At 69.8% G+C, this 14,542-nt stretch carries 14 protein-coding genes; 6 read left to right on the plus strand and 8 right to left on the minus strand.

The window, feature by feature from the left end; translation table 11 throughout:
- Positions 1-2 precede the first annotated feature (2 nt).
- The 4 genes from KLK06_RS21455 to KLK06_RS21470 all read right to left on the minus strand — a co-directional run bounded on the left by KLK06_RS21455 (position 3) and on the right by KLK06_RS21470 (position 3,407).
- On the minus strand, positions 3-1,442 hold the full coding sequence (locus KLK06_RS21455; protein ID WP_214637301.1) for an MFS transporter: 1,440 nt from the start codon (positions 1,440-1,442) through the stop codon (positions 3-5).
- Positions 1,443-1,521: 79 nt separating this feature from the next.
- Entirely contained in the window at positions 1,522-1,932 is a 411-nt protein-coding gene (locus KLK06_RS21460) for a VOC family protein (protein ID WP_214637302.1), read from the minus strand.
- Positions 1,933-1,990: 58 nt separating this feature from the next.
- Positions 1,991-2,674: a phosphatase PAP2 family protein gene (locus KLK06_RS21465; protein WP_214637303.1), complete on the minus strand. Its 684-nt coding sequence runs from the start codon at positions 2,672-2,674 to the stop codon at positions 1,991-1,993.
- Complete coding sequence (locus KLK06_RS21470) at positions 2,661-3,407, minus strand: phosphatase PAP2 family protein (protein WP_214637304.1); 747 nt, start codon at positions 3,405-3,407, stop codon at positions 2,661-2,663. The genes KLK06_RS21465 and KLK06_RS21470 overlap by 14 nt, the downstream gene beginning before the upstream one ends.
- 98 nt (positions 3,408-3,505) lie before the next feature.
- On the opposite strand from KLK06_RS21470, the gene KLK06_RS21475 reads away from it, so the two are divergent.
- Positions 3,506-4,393 (plus strand): diacylglycerol kinase family protein, encoded by an 888-nt coding sequence (locus KLK06_RS21475; protein ID WP_214637305.1) that lies wholly within the window; start codon positions 3,506-3,508, stop codon positions 4,391-4,393.
- Positions 4,394-4,397: 4 nt separating this feature from the next.
- Here KLK06_RS21475 and KLK06_RS21480 read toward each other — a convergent pair whose 3' ends face one another.
- Genes KLK06_RS21480 through KLK06_RS21490 form a run of 3 tightly spaced genes read right to left on the minus strand, consistent with a single transcriptional unit; the run spans position 4,398 to position 7,401 of the window.
- Positions 4,398-5,606 carry a dipeptidase gene (locus tag KLK06_RS21480; protein WP_214637306.1) on the minus strand — a complete coding sequence of 403 codons (1,209 nt, stop codon included), beginning with the start codon at positions 5,604-5,606 and terminating at the stop codon, positions 4,398-4,400.
- Between the two features lie 55 nt (positions 5,607-5,661).
- The gene (locus tag KLK06_RS21485) at positions 5,662-6,453 is read right to left on the minus strand and encodes a DUF1206 domain-containing protein (protein WP_214637307.1); all 792 of its coding nucleotides are present in this window, start codon (positions 6,451-6,453) and stop codon (positions 5,662-5,664) included.
- 54 nt (positions 6,454-6,507) lie between these two features.
- On the minus strand, positions 6,508-7,401 hold the full coding sequence (locus KLK06_RS21490) for a DNA-3-methyladenine glycosylase (RefSeq protein WP_214637308.1): 894 nt from the start codon (positions 7,399-7,401) through the stop codon (positions 6,508-6,510).
- Between the two features lie 94 nt (positions 7,402-7,495).
- Between KLK06_RS21490 and KLK06_RS21495 the strand changes: the two genes are divergently transcribed.
- From KLK06_RS21495 to KLK06_RS21510, 5 genes are all read left to right on the plus strand, one after another.
- On the plus strand, positions 7,496-7,864 hold the full coding sequence (locus tag KLK06_RS21495) for an O-methyltransferase (protein ID WP_214637309.1): 369 nt from the start codon (positions 7,496-7,498) through the stop codon (positions 7,862-7,864).
- A gap of 231 nt (positions 7,865-8,095) precedes the next feature.
- The gene (locus KLK06_RS21500; RefSeq protein ID WP_214637310.1) at positions 8,096-8,350 is read left to right on the plus strand and encodes an antitoxin; all 255 of its coding nucleotides are present in this window, start codon (positions 8,096-8,098) and stop codon (positions 8,348-8,350) included.
- Positions 8,351-8,392: 42 nt separating this feature from the next.
- Positions 8,393-8,527, plus strand: a complete 135-nt coding sequence (locus KLK06_RS61535) for a hypothetical protein (protein ID WP_284735064.1) — start codon at positions 8,393-8,395, stop codon at positions 8,525-8,527.
- 234 nt (positions 8,528-8,761) lie between these two features.
- The gene (locus KLK06_RS21505; protein WP_308168373.1) at positions 8,762-10,075 is read left to right on the plus strand and encodes a ricin-type beta-trefoil lectin domain protein; all 1,314 of its coding nucleotides are present in this window, start codon (positions 8,762-8,764) and stop codon (positions 10,073-10,075) included.
- Positions 10,075-12,213 carry an RICIN domain-containing protein gene (locus KLK06_RS21510; RefSeq protein ID WP_214637312.1) on the plus strand — a complete coding sequence of 713 codons (2,139 nt, stop codon included), beginning with the start codon at positions 10,075-10,077 and terminating at the stop codon, positions 12,211-12,213. Before KLK06_RS21505 ends, KLK06_RS21510 begins: the two co-directional genes overlap by 1 nt.
- An 89-nt stretch (positions 12,214-12,302) precedes the next feature.
- Here KLK06_RS21510 and KLK06_RS21515 read toward each other — a convergent pair whose 3' ends face one another.
- On the minus strand, positions 12,303-14,459 hold the full coding sequence (locus tag KLK06_RS21515; protein ID WP_214637313.1) for a helicase-associated domain-containing protein: 2,157 nt from the start codon (positions 14,457-14,459) through the stop codon (positions 12,303-12,305).
- Positions 14,460-14,542: the final 83 nt, after the last annotated feature.

The raw sequence follows: 14,542 nt of genomic DNA on the forward strand, positions 1-14,542 counted from the left end.
CGTCATGCCGCCTTGTCCACCTTGGCCGCCGTCAGCGGAGCGGCGATCTCCTCCAAGCCCTTGCGCTCGGCCTTGACCCCGAGGAAGAGCTCCACCAGACCCCCCAAGATCATGATGATGGCGCCGATCGAGAAGGCCAGCGCCGTGTCACCAGGGGCACCGGTCTCGACCAGATGGGAGAAGACGAGCGGGCCCGCGATGCCACCCGCCGCCGTGCCGATGGCGAAGAAGAACGCGATGGCCATCGCCCTGGTCTCCATCGGGAAGATCTCGCTGACCGTCAGATAGGCCGAACTGGCCCCCGCCGAGGCCACGAACAGCACCACCGACCAGCAGGCCGTCAGTGTCACCGCCGTGAGCACTCCCTGGTTGAACAGCCAGGCCGTGCCCAGCAGCAACAGCCCCGACCCGATGTACGTGGCCGAGATCATCGGCACCCGCCCGACCGTGTCGAAGAGCGGCCCGAGCAGCAGCGGGCCCAGGAAGTTGCCGACCGCGATGACCGCGAAGTAGTAGCCGGTATGCGTGTCGATCTTGAAGAACGTGGACAGGATCTGCGCGTACCCGAAGGTGATCGCGTTGTACAGGAACGCCTGGCCGATGAAGAGCGACAGGCCGAGCACCGTCCGCTTGGGATAGAGCGCCACCATGGTGTGCGCGATCCGGACGAATCCAATCGACTTGCGCTGATGGATCGTCATCGACCGCGCCGGCTCCGGCAGGTCGCCGCCGATCTGGCGCTCGATGTCGTCGACGATGTTCTCGGCCTCCTGGCCACGGCCGTGGATGAACAGCCAGCGCGGGCTCTCGGGCACGTGTCGCCGTACGAGCAGGATGGCCAGGCCGAGCACCACGCCCATCCCGAAGGCGACGCGCCAGCCGATGTTGACCGGCAGGTCGTTCAGCAGCGGCACGGTCAGCAGCGCGCCGCCCGCCGCCCCGAGCCAGTAGCTGCCGTTGATGATGATGTCGATCCGCCCCCGGTGGGCGCTCGGGATCAGCTCGTCGATGGCCGAGTTGATCGCCGCGTACTCCCCGCCGATGCCGAATCCCGTCATGAACCTGAACAGGAAGAACCACCACGCGTCGAAGGAGAACGCGGTCATCAGCGTCGCCACCAGGTAGACGACCAGCGTGATCAGGAACAGCTTCTTCCGGCCGAACCGGTCGGTCAGCCAGCCGAAGAACAGTGCCCCCGTACAGGCGCCCGCGACGTACAGCGCGGCGGCGAGGCCGGCGACCTGCGCCTGCGTGATGTCGATGCCACTACCGGGTTTGGCGAGCTGGGCCGAGAGGTTGCCCACGATGGTCACTTCGAGCCCGTCCAGGATCCAGACGGTGCCGAGACCGATGACGATCATCCAGTGCCAGCGTGACCACGGCAGCCGGTCCAGTCTCGCGGGCACCTTGGTGGTGATGGTGCCGCTATCCAGGTCGCTCATAAAATTCACCCGATACCCTATGACCGGCTGACAAACCTCCGGCCGTCAAGGACTCAGGTCGCGACCGCCGTACGACGGATCAGTGCAGCTCGTTGATGCGGATCAGGTTGCCCGCGGGGTCGCGGAAGGCGCAGTCGCGAACGCCGTACGGCTGCTCGGTCGGGTCCTGGACGATGTCGGCGCCGCCGGCCTGGAGGCGCGCGAAGGTGCCGTCGAGGTCGGCGGTGGCCAGGGTGATGCGGGCGTAGGTGCCCTTGGCCATCATCTCGACGATGGTGCGGCGCTCGTCATCGGTGATGCCGAGGCCGGTGGCCGGCGGCTCCAGGACGATGGACGTGCCGGGCTGGTCGGCGGGGCCGACCGTGATCCAGCGCCGCCCGTCGTGCCGGACGTCAGCGCGGACCTCGAAGCCGAGGACGTCGCGGTAGAAGGCCAGAGAAGCGTCCGGATTGTCGTGCGGGAGGAAGGTCCAGTGAATGGTGATGTCCATGGCGGTCAGGCTAGGTGCGGCTCGAAGGCGGACGCTTCTCGATTCCTGATCGGCTTGTTCACGCAGGTCGGACGAGTTCGGAGAGCGGCCGCCGACGCTGCTGCCTCTCGCGCCGGTACAAGATCGCCCGCGCGGCCATCACGACGCAGCCGACGCCCAGCAGCAGGCCCCAGGTGACGTCGGTGAGGAAGTGCATGCCTCGGTACAGGCGGGAGAAGCCGACGATGAGCGGAGCGGCGACGCCGAGCACCCAGATCACCACCTGGAGCGCCCTGTTGCGGACGTGCATGGTCAGGACGAGCGCGACCGCGCAGTAGAACCCGACAGCGGCGCTGACGTGTCCCGACGGGAAGCTGGAGGTGGGCGGGGCCGGGTCGATGTGCTGCACGGGCGGCCGCTGCCGGCCGACAGGCGTGGTGGTGGCCAGGAAGATGAGCGACTGGCTCCAGACGGCCGCGACAAGGAAGATCGATTCGCGCCAGCGCTTGTACACGAGCCTGAAGACGATCGCGACGATCACGGTGAGCGCCACGATGTAGGGGGTGTCCGACAGGCTGGTGCCGTAGTCGGTGAGTGTGTTCCACAGTGGGGTGCGATCGGCGGCCAGGGCCCGGCTCACGTCCGCCTCGCCGGTGGGCCAGGCGAGGATCAGCTTGCCGACGCCGAACGTCACCGCGGCCATCAGGAGCATCGGCACTAAGATCGTCAGCGCGTAGTACTTCACGTGCTCAGCTTTGGTCATGGGTCACCTTCACTGACTCGGGGTCCACTCCTTCGGTCAGCGGCGAGGCGGGCCTTCGGCCCTGCTCCCGCCGCCACGTCTCGAATCCCGCCGCGGTGGCGGCGACCACGGCCGTGCCCAGGACGATCCCGGCGACCACGTCACTCACCCAGTGCACGCCGAGCGCGATCCTGGTGTAGCCGACCGACAGCACCAGGAACCAGGCCACGGCCCACGCCACCCGCCGCCCCCACCGGGGCAACCTGGGCAGGATGAGAAGAACGATCACTCCGGCGCCGAGCGTCACGTTGACCGCGTGGCCCGACGGGAAGGAGTCGCCCGGCGCGAGCGCGACGGGATCGGGCAGATGCGGCCTGGCCCGGGCTGTGATGATCTTGAGTGCGAGGCCGAGCAGCCCGCCCACCGTCACGGTGGTGACCGCCCAGATGGCCAGCCTCGGCGCGCCCTTGTACAGCAGCCAGCCGGCGTACGCGATGACCGCGATACGCCACGGCCACGGCCCGAACAGATCCGTCCATACGATGAGCACTCTGGTCACGGCGGGATGGGCGAGCGCGTACTCGTGCAGATCTTCGGCGACGCTCGCGTCCAGCCCGTTGGCGGGCATCTTGGCCACGACCAGCAGCAGGCTGAACGGGATCATGATGAGCGCCACCGCGAGGCTCGCGACCGTCAGCCGCAGTCCCAGACTGCGGTCACGATCGACGCGTGCCTTGAGCCATTGACGCCTCACAATTCCGGTCCTTCCTCGATGAGCGTTCGCGCTCGGCTACCCAGGCAGAGGGAATTGATTCCTGCCTGAAAGCCGGCGGCGAGGGTAGTCCGGAGGGCATGTCCCCCACCGTGGCGGTTGTCGCGCACCGTAAGAAGACTCTCGGCGCAGGCCTGGACAGGCTGCGCGTGCTCATCACCGAGCAGGACGTCGGCGAGCTCCTCTGGTACGAGGTGCCCAAGAGCAAGAAGGCGCGCAAGAAGGTCCGCGAGGCGCTCAAACAGGGTGCCGAGCTGGTGTTCGTCTGGGGCGGCGACGGCATGGTGCAACGGTGCGCCGACGTGATGGCCGGCTCCGGCGTGCCGATGGCCGTCCTGCCGGCCGGGACCGGGAACCTGTTCGCCACCAACCTCGGCATCCCCATCGACCTGGAAGAGGCGGTGGAGATCGGCTTCCACGGACGACGGGAGAAGCTGGACCTGGGCCTGCTGAACGGCGAGCATTTCGCGGTGATGGCCGGCGCCGGGTTCGAGGCCGAGATGATCGCCGACGCCGACGGGCAGGCCAAGAAGCAGCTCGGCAAGCTGAGCTACGTCAAGGCGGCCGTCCGGCACGTAGGCGGGCCGCTGGTGCCGATGAAGATCAAGGTCGATGGGACGACCTGGTTCGAAGGCGACGCGAGCTGTCTGCTGCTGGGCAACGTGAGCATGATCGCCGGCGGCATCGAGGCGTTCGACGACGCCCGGCCGGACGACGGCTGGCTGGAGGTCGGGGTCTCCACCGCCAAGGGGCCGGTCCAGTGGGCCCGGGTGATCGGCCGGATGGCCACGGGGCGCTCCGACGACTCCCCGTTCGTCCGGATGACCCGCGCCAGGAAGGTGTCCGCCCGGTTCGCCACGCCGCTGACGTACGAGCTCGACGGCGGAGAACGCGAGGCCACCACCCGGCTCACGGCCGAGGCCGTCCCGGGCGCCCTCACGATCTGCCTGCCGGCGGACGACCGGTAACCGGTCAGCCGCTTTCGGCCGCGGTGAACCGTACCGTGCTCGGCTCCTCGCGACGCCGCAGGTCATCGGCGGTGGCCTCGGCCGCGCGCAGCACCCGCAGCACGTTGCGGCCGGCCACCTTCGCCAGGTCGGCGTCGGACCAGCCCCGGTCGGCCAGGGCCGCGAACAGCCGGGGATAGCCGGTCACGTCCTCCAGCCCACGGGGCAGCCCGTCGCACCCGTCGTAGTCGCCGCCGATACCGAGGTGGTCGATGCCTGACACGTCGCGTATGTGCTCCAGGTGCGCCACCACGTGGTCGATCGTGACGGCGGGCCTCGGGTGCGACTTCTCCCAGGTGTTCAGGAACGCGTGGAACGCCTCGTAGTCATGGGTGTCGACACCGGCCGAGCGGGCGAAGTCGGTCGCGGCCAGCCGCCATTCCCGGGCGTCCTGCGACACGAAGTCGGGCACGAACGTGGCCATGCAGACCCCGCCGTTGGCCGCCAGCGTCTTCAGCACGTCATCGGGTACGTTGCGCGGCGCGGAACAGACCGCCCGCGCCGACGAATGCGAGAAGATCACCGGCGCCCGCGTCACCCGGAGGGCGTCGCGCATCGTGTCGGCCGACACGTGGGACAGGTCGACCAGCATGCCCAGCCTGTTCATCTCGCGCACGACCTCCTCCCCGAACGCGGACAGCCCGTGGTTCACCGGCTCGTCGGTCGCGGAGTCGGCCCAGGGGGTGTTGTCGTTGTGGGTGAGCGTCATGTAGCGAACCCCGAGGGCGTACAGCATCCGCAGCGCCCCCAGGGAGCAGTCGATCGAATGCCCGCCCTCGGCCCCCATCAACGAGGCGATCCGGCCCCCGGCGAAGACGCGCTCCACCTCGTCGGCCGTGGTCGCCAGGGCCAGCCGGTCGGGGTAGCGCCGGACCATGGCCAGCACGCAGTCGATCTGCTCCAGGGTCGCGGTGACCGCGTCCCCAGCGGGCCGGCAAGGCACGAAGACCGACCAGAACTGCCCGCCGACCATCCCGGCCGCCAGCCGGGGCAGATCGGTATGGGTGCGATCGGACGTGTCGCCACTGATGTCGAGCCGGTCGAAGTCGTATCCGGCGAGCTTGCGTGCCGCCCAGGGCAGGTCATTGTGCCCGTCGATCAGCGGGTGCTCGCGCAGCAGCCGAGTGACGCGATGCGACGAACTGGACGACGCGACTACCGAAGGTGCTTCCATGCCGATCAGCCAATCACAGGATCGGCTCGCGCTCAGCGCGCCACCCGGCCGAGCCTCAGGTCCGCCGCCAGCGAGCCTCCCCCAGGCAGTACAGGGCGAACAGCAGCAGCCCGAGCGCCACCACCGCCAGCAGCCACGGCCCCGCCGGGGTGTCGGCGAACGCCCTGAGGGTCGCGTCGATGCCCCCGGCCTTGTCGGGGTCGAAGGTGATGGCCGCCTGGATCACGAAGACCCCGGCCAGACCGGCGATCACTCCGCGCGCGAGGTAGCCGGCGAGCCCGAGCCGGTTCATCACCGCGCCGGCCCGCGGCGGCATCGGCCTGAGCTGTTTGCGGAACTCCTTCTTGATCCCGTACCGCACCCAGTAGATGCCGAGCCCGAGGATGCCGAGCCCGATCAGCCCCACGATGATCTGTCCGGCGGGCAGCTCGAGCAGCTTGCCCGTCAGGTCCTGGGACCTCTTGTCATCGGATCCGGTCTTGCCGGTCAGCACCATGGTCAGCAGCGCGGCGCAGATCAGCACGTAGACCACGACCCGGCTGCCCGGCTCGATCCGGTCCTTGAGCTTGTGCGCCCCGAAGATCGCTTCGGACGCCTGCCACAGCGCCAGCGCGGCGAACCCCACGACCATGACCCATAAGATCACGGCACCGAACGGCAGCGCCGCGACCGTACTGATGGCCCCGTTCTTGTCGGCCTGCTGCCCGCCGTCGCCGAACGCGATCTGGACGGCCAGCGCTCCGATCAGCCCATAAAGCACACCGCGACAAACAAGCCCAACCCGCGCAAGCTTGTCCATGGCCGGGCTATCTGCCGCCCGGCGTGCTACGGCCTCAGCTTCGCTCATGCGATTCTCCCGAGTGTCCGTCAAAGACCCTCGAACTGCCCCGGATTTCGCGCTCTAGACCTTCACCGGATCGTCCATGACGCCATAGGTGGACGCCCGGAACAAGAAAGAGGCCCAGGAGCGGTAGGGCCGCCACGTCTCGGCCAGCTTCCGGTACCCGGCGGGCGGCGCGTCCTCCGGCAGGCCGTACGCCTCACGCAGGATCCCGAACAGTCGCGGCTCGTCACCCGGGAACGCGTCCGGCGCGCCCGCGCCGCGGATCAGGATCAGCCCGGCGGAGAACGGCCCCACGCCGGGCAGCGCGCGCAGCTCGGCCAGGGCCTCCTCCGGGCCGAGCGCGCGCAGGTGCTCGGCGGTGAGAACGCCGTCCAGCGCCGCACCGGCCAGTCCGCGCAGCCACTCCTCCTTCTGCGCGGGCAGCCCGAGGCCGCCGGCCTCCAGCAGCGTCACGGGCGGCGGGAAGGCCGCGTACACCTGCCCGTCCACGGTGACCTCGGCGCCGTACCGCTCCGCGATGCGCTGCTTGATACGCGAGGCGATGAGCATCGACGAACGCTGTACGATCACCGCCCAGCACGCCGCCTCCCACGTACTCCAGAAGCACACCGGCCGCAGGCCGGGACGGAGCCGCTGCAGGTCGCCGAGCACCGGGTCGGCCTCGCCGAGCTCGGTGAAACCGGCGCCGTCCACGTCGAGGGAGAGGATGCGCGCCACCTCGCCTCGGATCCCCGGCCCCGCGGCCCGCGTCGTGGCGACGGCGACCCCGCCCGGCGCGGCCGTCACGGTCACGCCGATCGGCCGCCAGTCGGACTCGGCGCAGTAGGCGAAGCGCAGCGCCCGCCCGTCGGAGGGCAGCGCGCTGGTGGCCGGCCAGTCCTCGACGAAGCGCAGCGAGGCGCCGAAGTCGAACGGGCCCTCGGCGGTGAGCGTGAATCCGTGCGTGGTCATGGGCCGTATGGTAAAGGCCCTCCACCTTGGCACCAGACGCGAAGCCGACTACTACCGGCCGGTGACCACGTTACGGGCAGGGCAGAATCCGGCTATGGATGCCACGTTACGGAAGATCATCGCGGAGCTGAACGCGGCCGCCGCCCAGCACGACGCCGGCCAGGAGGACCGGCTGGACCGGTGGCGGGTGCTGGAGCCCGATGCCGGGGAGTTCCTGTGGTTCCTGGCCCAGAGCGCCGGAGCCCGGATCATCGTGGAGATCGGCACCTCGCGGGGCGTGTCCACGTTGTGGCTGGCCGACGCCGCGCGGGCGGTCGGCGGGCACGTCCTCAGCCTCGACACCGACGCCGAGGCCCAGGCGCACGCCCGCCGCAGGGTGGCGTGCTCGTGGCAGACAACGCCCTGTCCCACCCCGAGGAGATCGCCCCGCTGCACGACCTTCTCCAGCGGGAGCCGCGCCTGACCGTCACCACGATCAACGTGGGCAAGGGCGAACTGGTCGCACTGCGGCGCTGAGAGCCAGGTGGTTGAGGCGCTCCCTGATGCGGTTCCGTTCGCCGGGAGTCGAACACGCTCGTCGCGGACGGTTGCGCGGCAGTGGCGGTCGCGGTCGTGCCGGCGATCGCCGCGAGGTGTGACCTCGCGCCGACTCCGGGTAGGGGGCAACTGTAAGGCACGAGAAGGGGGCACGCTCATGAGCCGCATCGCTGAATGGTTGAAGAAGGCCGAGGACCTGGCGAGAGGGCACTCCAAGCAGGCTGACAAGGTGCTGGATCGCGCCGAGCGGTTCGCCAAGGAGCGGACCGGCCACAAGTACGACCAGCACATCGAGAAGGGCGTGGACGAGGTGCAGCGCCGCTACGGCGGAGGCGACCCGCAGGGCCGGCAGTCGCCAAGCCCGCAGCCCCCGGAGCCACCGCCGCAGCAGCCCGGTCAGCGCCCGGACTAACGACGTGCCGGTGCCGCGCGCAGCGGCGTCGGCGTCCCCGGCATGGTTGCCCGCGACCACCTGCCGGCGATCTTGACGGCCACGGAGCGCTCCGCGCTGCGCTGTTCCTACGGCCGCGCGGAGGGCGTCAAGCTCGGCGCCGCCATCCTGGTGGTGGATCAGTTCCTGGGCGGCTGAGGGCCCGCGTCGTGGCTTATTTTCCTATCTGATTTAAGGATCGTACGAAGGTGCCGTCAACACTTAATTCAAGTATTGACGCTCTTGTAAGGTCACCGTAAGGTCACCATAAGGTCACGACCGTGGATTTCTCTTAGCCATGGCGCTCACCCACGCCGGCGGCTAGCCACTGGCGTACACCCCCCACAGAAGGTGACACCCCCCATGAAAAGACGAGGAATCATCCTTGCCTCCGTGACGGCGTTAGCCGTGGCGGGCCTCGCTTTCCCGGCCTGGGCCGCCACCGGCCAGATCACCGGCTACGGCGGCAAGTGCGTCGACGTCGCCGGCGCCAGCAGCGCCAACGGCACCCAGGTCCAGCTCTGGACCTGCAACAGCACCACTGCCCAGTCGTGGACCACGCAGTCCGACGGCACGATCCGCGCACTCGGCAAGTGCCTGGACGTGGCGGGCGCGAGCAGCGCCGACGGCGCCAAGGTGCAGATCTACGACTGCAACGGCACCGCCGCGCAGCAGTGGACGGCCGCCTCCGACGGCACCCTGCGGGCGCTCGGCAAGTGCCTGGACGCCACCAACGTCAGCTCGGCCGACGGCACGCCCCTGCAGATCTGGAGCTGCGGCACCGGCGCCAACCAGAAGTGGACGCTGCCCTCCGGCGGCGGCACTCCCAGTCCCGGCAAGCTGCCCGGCGCTCCCTACCTCTACATGGGGTGGGGGAGCCCGCCCAACCCGGGCACGGTCATGGACGCGACCGGCGTGAAGTCCTTCACGATGGCCTTCATCCTGTCCGGCGGCGGCTGCGTGCCACGCTGGGACGGCTCGCGTGCGCTGACGGGCGGCGCCGACCAGCAGGCGATCAACACGATCAAGTCCAAGGGCGGCAGCGTCCAGATCTCCTTCGGCGGCTGGTCGGGCAACAAGCTCGGCCCCAACTGCGGTACGCCTGAGGCGTACGCGGGCGCCGTGCAGCAGGTCATCAACGCCCTGGGACCCGCGGCCGTCGACTTCGACATCGAGAACACCGACGAGTACGAGAACTACACCGTCCAGGACCGCATACTCAACGGACTCAAGATCGTCAAGGCGAACAACCCGAACGTCAAGGTGGTCGTCACCTTCGGCACCTCCACCAGCGGCCCGGCCGGCGCGGGCACCCGGCTGATCAACCGGTCGAGGGAGCTCGGCGTCCCGATCGACAACTACACGATCATGCCGTTCGACTTCGGCGGCGGCTCCAACATGTACCAGAGCACGGTCAACGCGGCCGAAGGGCTGAAGAACGCGCTGAAGTCGGCGTTCGGCTGGTCGGACGCCACGGCGTACGCGCACATGGGCATCTCCGGCATGAACGGCCTGTCCGACCAGTCGGAGGTCACCTCGGTCGCCACCTGGACCCAGATTCGCGACTACGCCAACTCCCATGGCCTGACCAGGCTCGCCTTCTGGTCGGTCAACCGCGACCGCCCCTGCTCCGGAGGGCTGTCCGAAACCTGCAGCGGCGTCTCCCAGAACGCCTGGGACTTCACTCGACTGACGGCGGGGTTCTGATGCGTGCCCTGATCGTTCTCGTGCTGATCGCGGCCGGGTTCGTCCTCATGCCGGTCGCGCAGGCAGCCGTCCCCACCGGCCTGACCACCGTGGTCGCCAAGCACAGCGGCAAGTGCGTCGACGCCCGCGCCGCCGCCACCGCCAACGGCACCGCCGTCCAGCAGTACGCGTGCAACGGCAGTGGCGCGCAGCTCTGGCAGTTCCAGGCCACCAGCGGCGGCTACTACCGGGTCAACAGCTCGCTCAACGCCGCGCAGGCCTGGGACGTGACCGGTGTCTCGACCGCCGACAGCGCGCTGGTCCAGCTGTGGGCCTACGGCGGCGGCAACAACCAGCAGTGGCTGCCGGTGGAGGAATCCGGAGGCACGTACCACCTGATCAACAGGAACAGCGGCAAGTGCCTCGACGTGTCGGGCGCCTCCACGGCCGACAGCGTGCAACTGCAGCAGTACACCTGCAACAGCTCGGCGGCGCAGTCGTTCACCCTGTCGGGCGGCGGCGGTGGTGGCCCCGATCCCGACCTGGGGCCGAACGTGCGCGTCTTCGACCCGTCGATGCCCGCGTCCACAATCCAGTCGCAGCTCAACTCGGTGTTCAGCCAGCAGCAGTCCAACCAGTTCGGGTCCAACCGGTACGCGCTGCTGTTCAAGCCGGGCACCTACAGCGTGGACGTCAACGTCGGCTTCTACACCCAGGTCCTTGGCCTGGGACAGACGCCGGACGCGGTGACGATCAACGGGGCCGTGCACGCCGAGGCCGACTGGTTCGGCGGCAACGCCACGCAGAACTTCTGGCGCTCCGCCGAGAACCTCTCGGTCACCCCGGCGGGCGGCACGGACCGGTGGGCGGTCTCGCAGGCGGCGCCGTACCGGCGCATGCATGTGCGCGGAAACCTGCAGTTGGACGACGGCGGCTGGTCGAGCGGCGGGTGGATCTCCGACTCGCGGATCGACGGTCAGGTCAGGTCCGGGTCGCAACAGCAGTGGATCTCCCGCAACTCGGCCTTCGGGTCCTGGAGCGGGTCGAACTGGAACATGGTCTTCGTCGGGGTGTCCGGCGCGCCGGGCAACACCTTCCCCAGCCCGCCGTACACGACGGTGGGGCAGACGCCGGTGGTACGGGAGAAGCCGTTCCTCTACATCGACGCGGCGGGGGCCTACCAGGTGTTCGTGCCCGCGCTGAAGTCGAACTCCGCCGGGGTGTCGTGGCCGGGCGCGGGCACGTCGCTGCCGATCAGTCAGTTCTTCGTCGTCAAGCCGGGCAACACCGCTGGTGACATCAACGCGGCACTGGCCGCGGGCAAGGACCTGCTGGTCACGCCGGGCGTCTACCACCTGAACGACACGATCAGGGTCACCAGGGCCGACACCGTGGTGCTCGGTCTTGGGTTGGCGACGTTCGTACCCGACAACGGCGTCACGGCGATGACCGTCGCCGACGTGGACGGCGTCAAGATCGCCGGGCTGCTGATCGACGCCGGGACCGTGAACTCGGCGACGCTCATGCAGGTCGGCCCGGCGGGCTCGACGGCCTCACACGCGGCCAACCCCACCTCACTGCACGACGTCTTCTTCCGCGTCGGCGGCGCCGGGGTGGGCAAGGCGTCACAGAGCCTGGTGATCAACAGCGACGACGTGATCGGTGATCACACCTGGATCTGGCGGGCCGACCACGGCAGCGGCGTCGGGTGGAACACCAACACGACCGTCAACGGGCTCATCGTCAACGGCGACAACGTGACGTTCTACGGGCTGTTCGTCGAGCACTACCACCAGTACCAGGTCATCTGGAACGGCAACGGCGGGCGGACCTACTTCTTCCAGAACGAGATGCCCTACGATCCGCCCAACCAAGCGTCCTGGATGAACGGCTCCACCCGGGGCTGGGCCGCCTACAAGGTCGCCAGTTCGGTCACCTCGCATGAGGCCTGGGGGCTGGGCAGCTACTGCTACTTCAGCGCCAACCCCGCGGTGGTGGCCGAGCGGGCCTTCGAGGCGCCGAACACGTCGGGGGTCCGCTTCCACCACATGGTGACGGTCTCCCTGGGCGGCACCGGAACCATCGCCCACGTCATCAATTCCACGGGAGGCCCAAGCAACTCCTCCACAAACGTCGCAAACCTCACCGAATACCCATAACCCACCAACGCGTCCTCCCCTTTACCGAAAGGGGAGGACGCGCCCGCGCCCACAGAACACGGCGCCCCTACAAGCGAGGTCCATGCCTCTCAGGGGGCCCGTCTAGAAGAGGGCTGTTCCACCAGCGTGGCACCTGTCTCCGCCTCCAGGGCCGGGGCGTAGCCCGCGGCGCGCAGCGAGGCCATCGTCTCCCGCTCCGGGCTGGCGCTGATCAGCACAGTCGGTGCGATCAGGCGCAGGCCGAGTGCGCGGAGCGGCTTGGCGTGGACGAGTTCGGCCAGTAGCGCCTCGTCGTCGGAGCGGATGCAGCAGCCGGATCGCACCACCCGCATCCGGCCATGCGTCCGCCCCACGTCCTTGATCAGGTACTCCAGTGGCTGCGGGAGGTCGCCTTCCGCCACGGCCCGGAGGCGGGTGATCAGGGTGGCCGTTTCGTGGCCGGCGTCGAGGGCGTGCCGTACCGAGGCGTGGCTGATGCGCCACACCACCGCGTGCCCTTCCGATTCGCGGACGCCGACCGTGTTCAGGAGGGCGGCCAGTTTCGCTTCCGGGGCGCCGGCCACCACGGCGGTCAGGTCGGTCTGGAAGCGGGCCGTGGTGCGGGGCGCGGGGAGCATGCCGGTCAGGACGGGGGAGAGCGCGGTGTTCGGGGTCTTCCATGCCTGGCCGGTGCGGAGCAGGTCGAGCACGGTGTGGCCGAGCCGGGTCAGGGCGCCCTGGCCGATGACGCCGAGGAGCGCGGCCTCGCGCACGGTGGACTCGATGCGCTGGGCGCCGGCCGGGCCCCGCGGTATCCGGGCGGGGCGGTGCCAGGTCGCGGCGGCCACCAGGTAGGGAGCCGCGTCGGCCGCGCGTTGTGCGGGGGCGGCGGCCAGGGCCTCCAGCAGCGCGTAGCGCAGGCTGACCGCATCGGAGTCGTCGAGGCCGGTCAGGGCGACGGGCGTCTGGTCGGGGTCGGGCCACCACAGCGGGATGTCGCGGCAGACGGCCCAGGCGGCGAGGATCGGGACCAGCCGCTGGGCGGGCGCGTACGACAGCCAGCGGTCATAGGCCCGGGTGGGCAGGACGATGTGGGAGGGCGGCGGCACCTTGGCGCGGCGGTTGGCGGGGGGCTCGGCCGGTTCGGCCAGGAGGCCCAGCAGGCCGGCGCGGAAGCACAGCTCCAGCAGGAAGCGGACGGTCTCCGGCTCGGCGATGCCCTTGGCCAGGCGTTTGGTGTCGCGGATCGCGACCCCGCCGGATTTGCGGACGGTGAGCGGCTGTTCGGCGCAGCCGGCGAGCAGCCGTTCGAGTTGCCAGGCGAGCGTGCCGGCCGCGGCCTCGGCGGCGGGCTCGATGTCCTCGGCCCGCGGCAGGTCGCGGGGCTGGGGAGGGTGCGGGGTGAACGTCGCCCGTAGCTCGCCGCGGACCGCGATCGCCACCTCTACCGGCAGCTCGGCCACCTGGGGAACGCCTGACGGGAGCAGCAGCCCGCGCGCCGCCAGCCAGTCCGCGCCGGGATGCCCCGAGCCGCCGGCGAAGAAGACGTACTTGTTGCTGCCGTACGGGCCCGCCGGGTGGAAACAGAGGATCTCGATCAGGGGCCCTTCGTGCGCGAGCCGGCCCAGCAGTTCCGTGGCCGAGGCGGGCGCCTTCGCGAGCAGGGCGTGCAGCCGGTCCGGATCCGTCAGGAACGCCACGACGCTCCGCTCGGCGGCTTCCCGGCCCGGCGCCTTGTCCAGCTCCAGCGCGGCGGCCAGCCGATGGACCTCCGGCGCGTTGAAATACCGGGCGATGAGGTAGGCGGCGGGGCGGCCCAGGCCCATGCCGTCCGCCAGGTTCCGGTGGATATAGGGGGCCACCACGCACTGCTCGCCGTGGGGTGGCTGGAGCAGGGCCTGGTCGGCCAGCCGGGCCAGGGCCGCCTGCGCTTCCGCCCGCAGGTCCTGGTCCTGACCGGCGAGGAGGGTCAGCACCTCGGCTCGGGAGACCGCGCGTTCGTCCGGGTCGGGAACGCGCCAGTAGTCGTCGGGGATGGGGCCGTACCGCTGGGCGGACAGCCAGGCGATCGCGCCCAGCGCCTGGAGCTCCGGCAGGGTGCAGAAGCCCATCAACCGGGCGAGCACCTGGTCCTGTCTGAGCAGGTGGGCGTAGTCCTCCAGCGACGGCTCGCGACCCCGAACGCGTAGCGCGCCGCGATCGGCCAGGAGCGCCAGTTGCTCGGGAGTGCGCGTGGTGAGCCAGGCCATGAGGGCGTCGCTGGGCATGGCTGGCAGCGTAGTACGCGACGTGGTCAACGGCTTGGCAGACCGGGCGGAACGCACCCGCATGAACGATGAACCCGCAGGTC

This window comes from Nonomuraea sp. NEAU-A123 (genome assembly GCF_018603905.1).
Lineage (GTDB): Bacteria > Actinomycetota > Actinomycetes > Streptosporangiales > Streptosporangiaceae > Nonomuraea.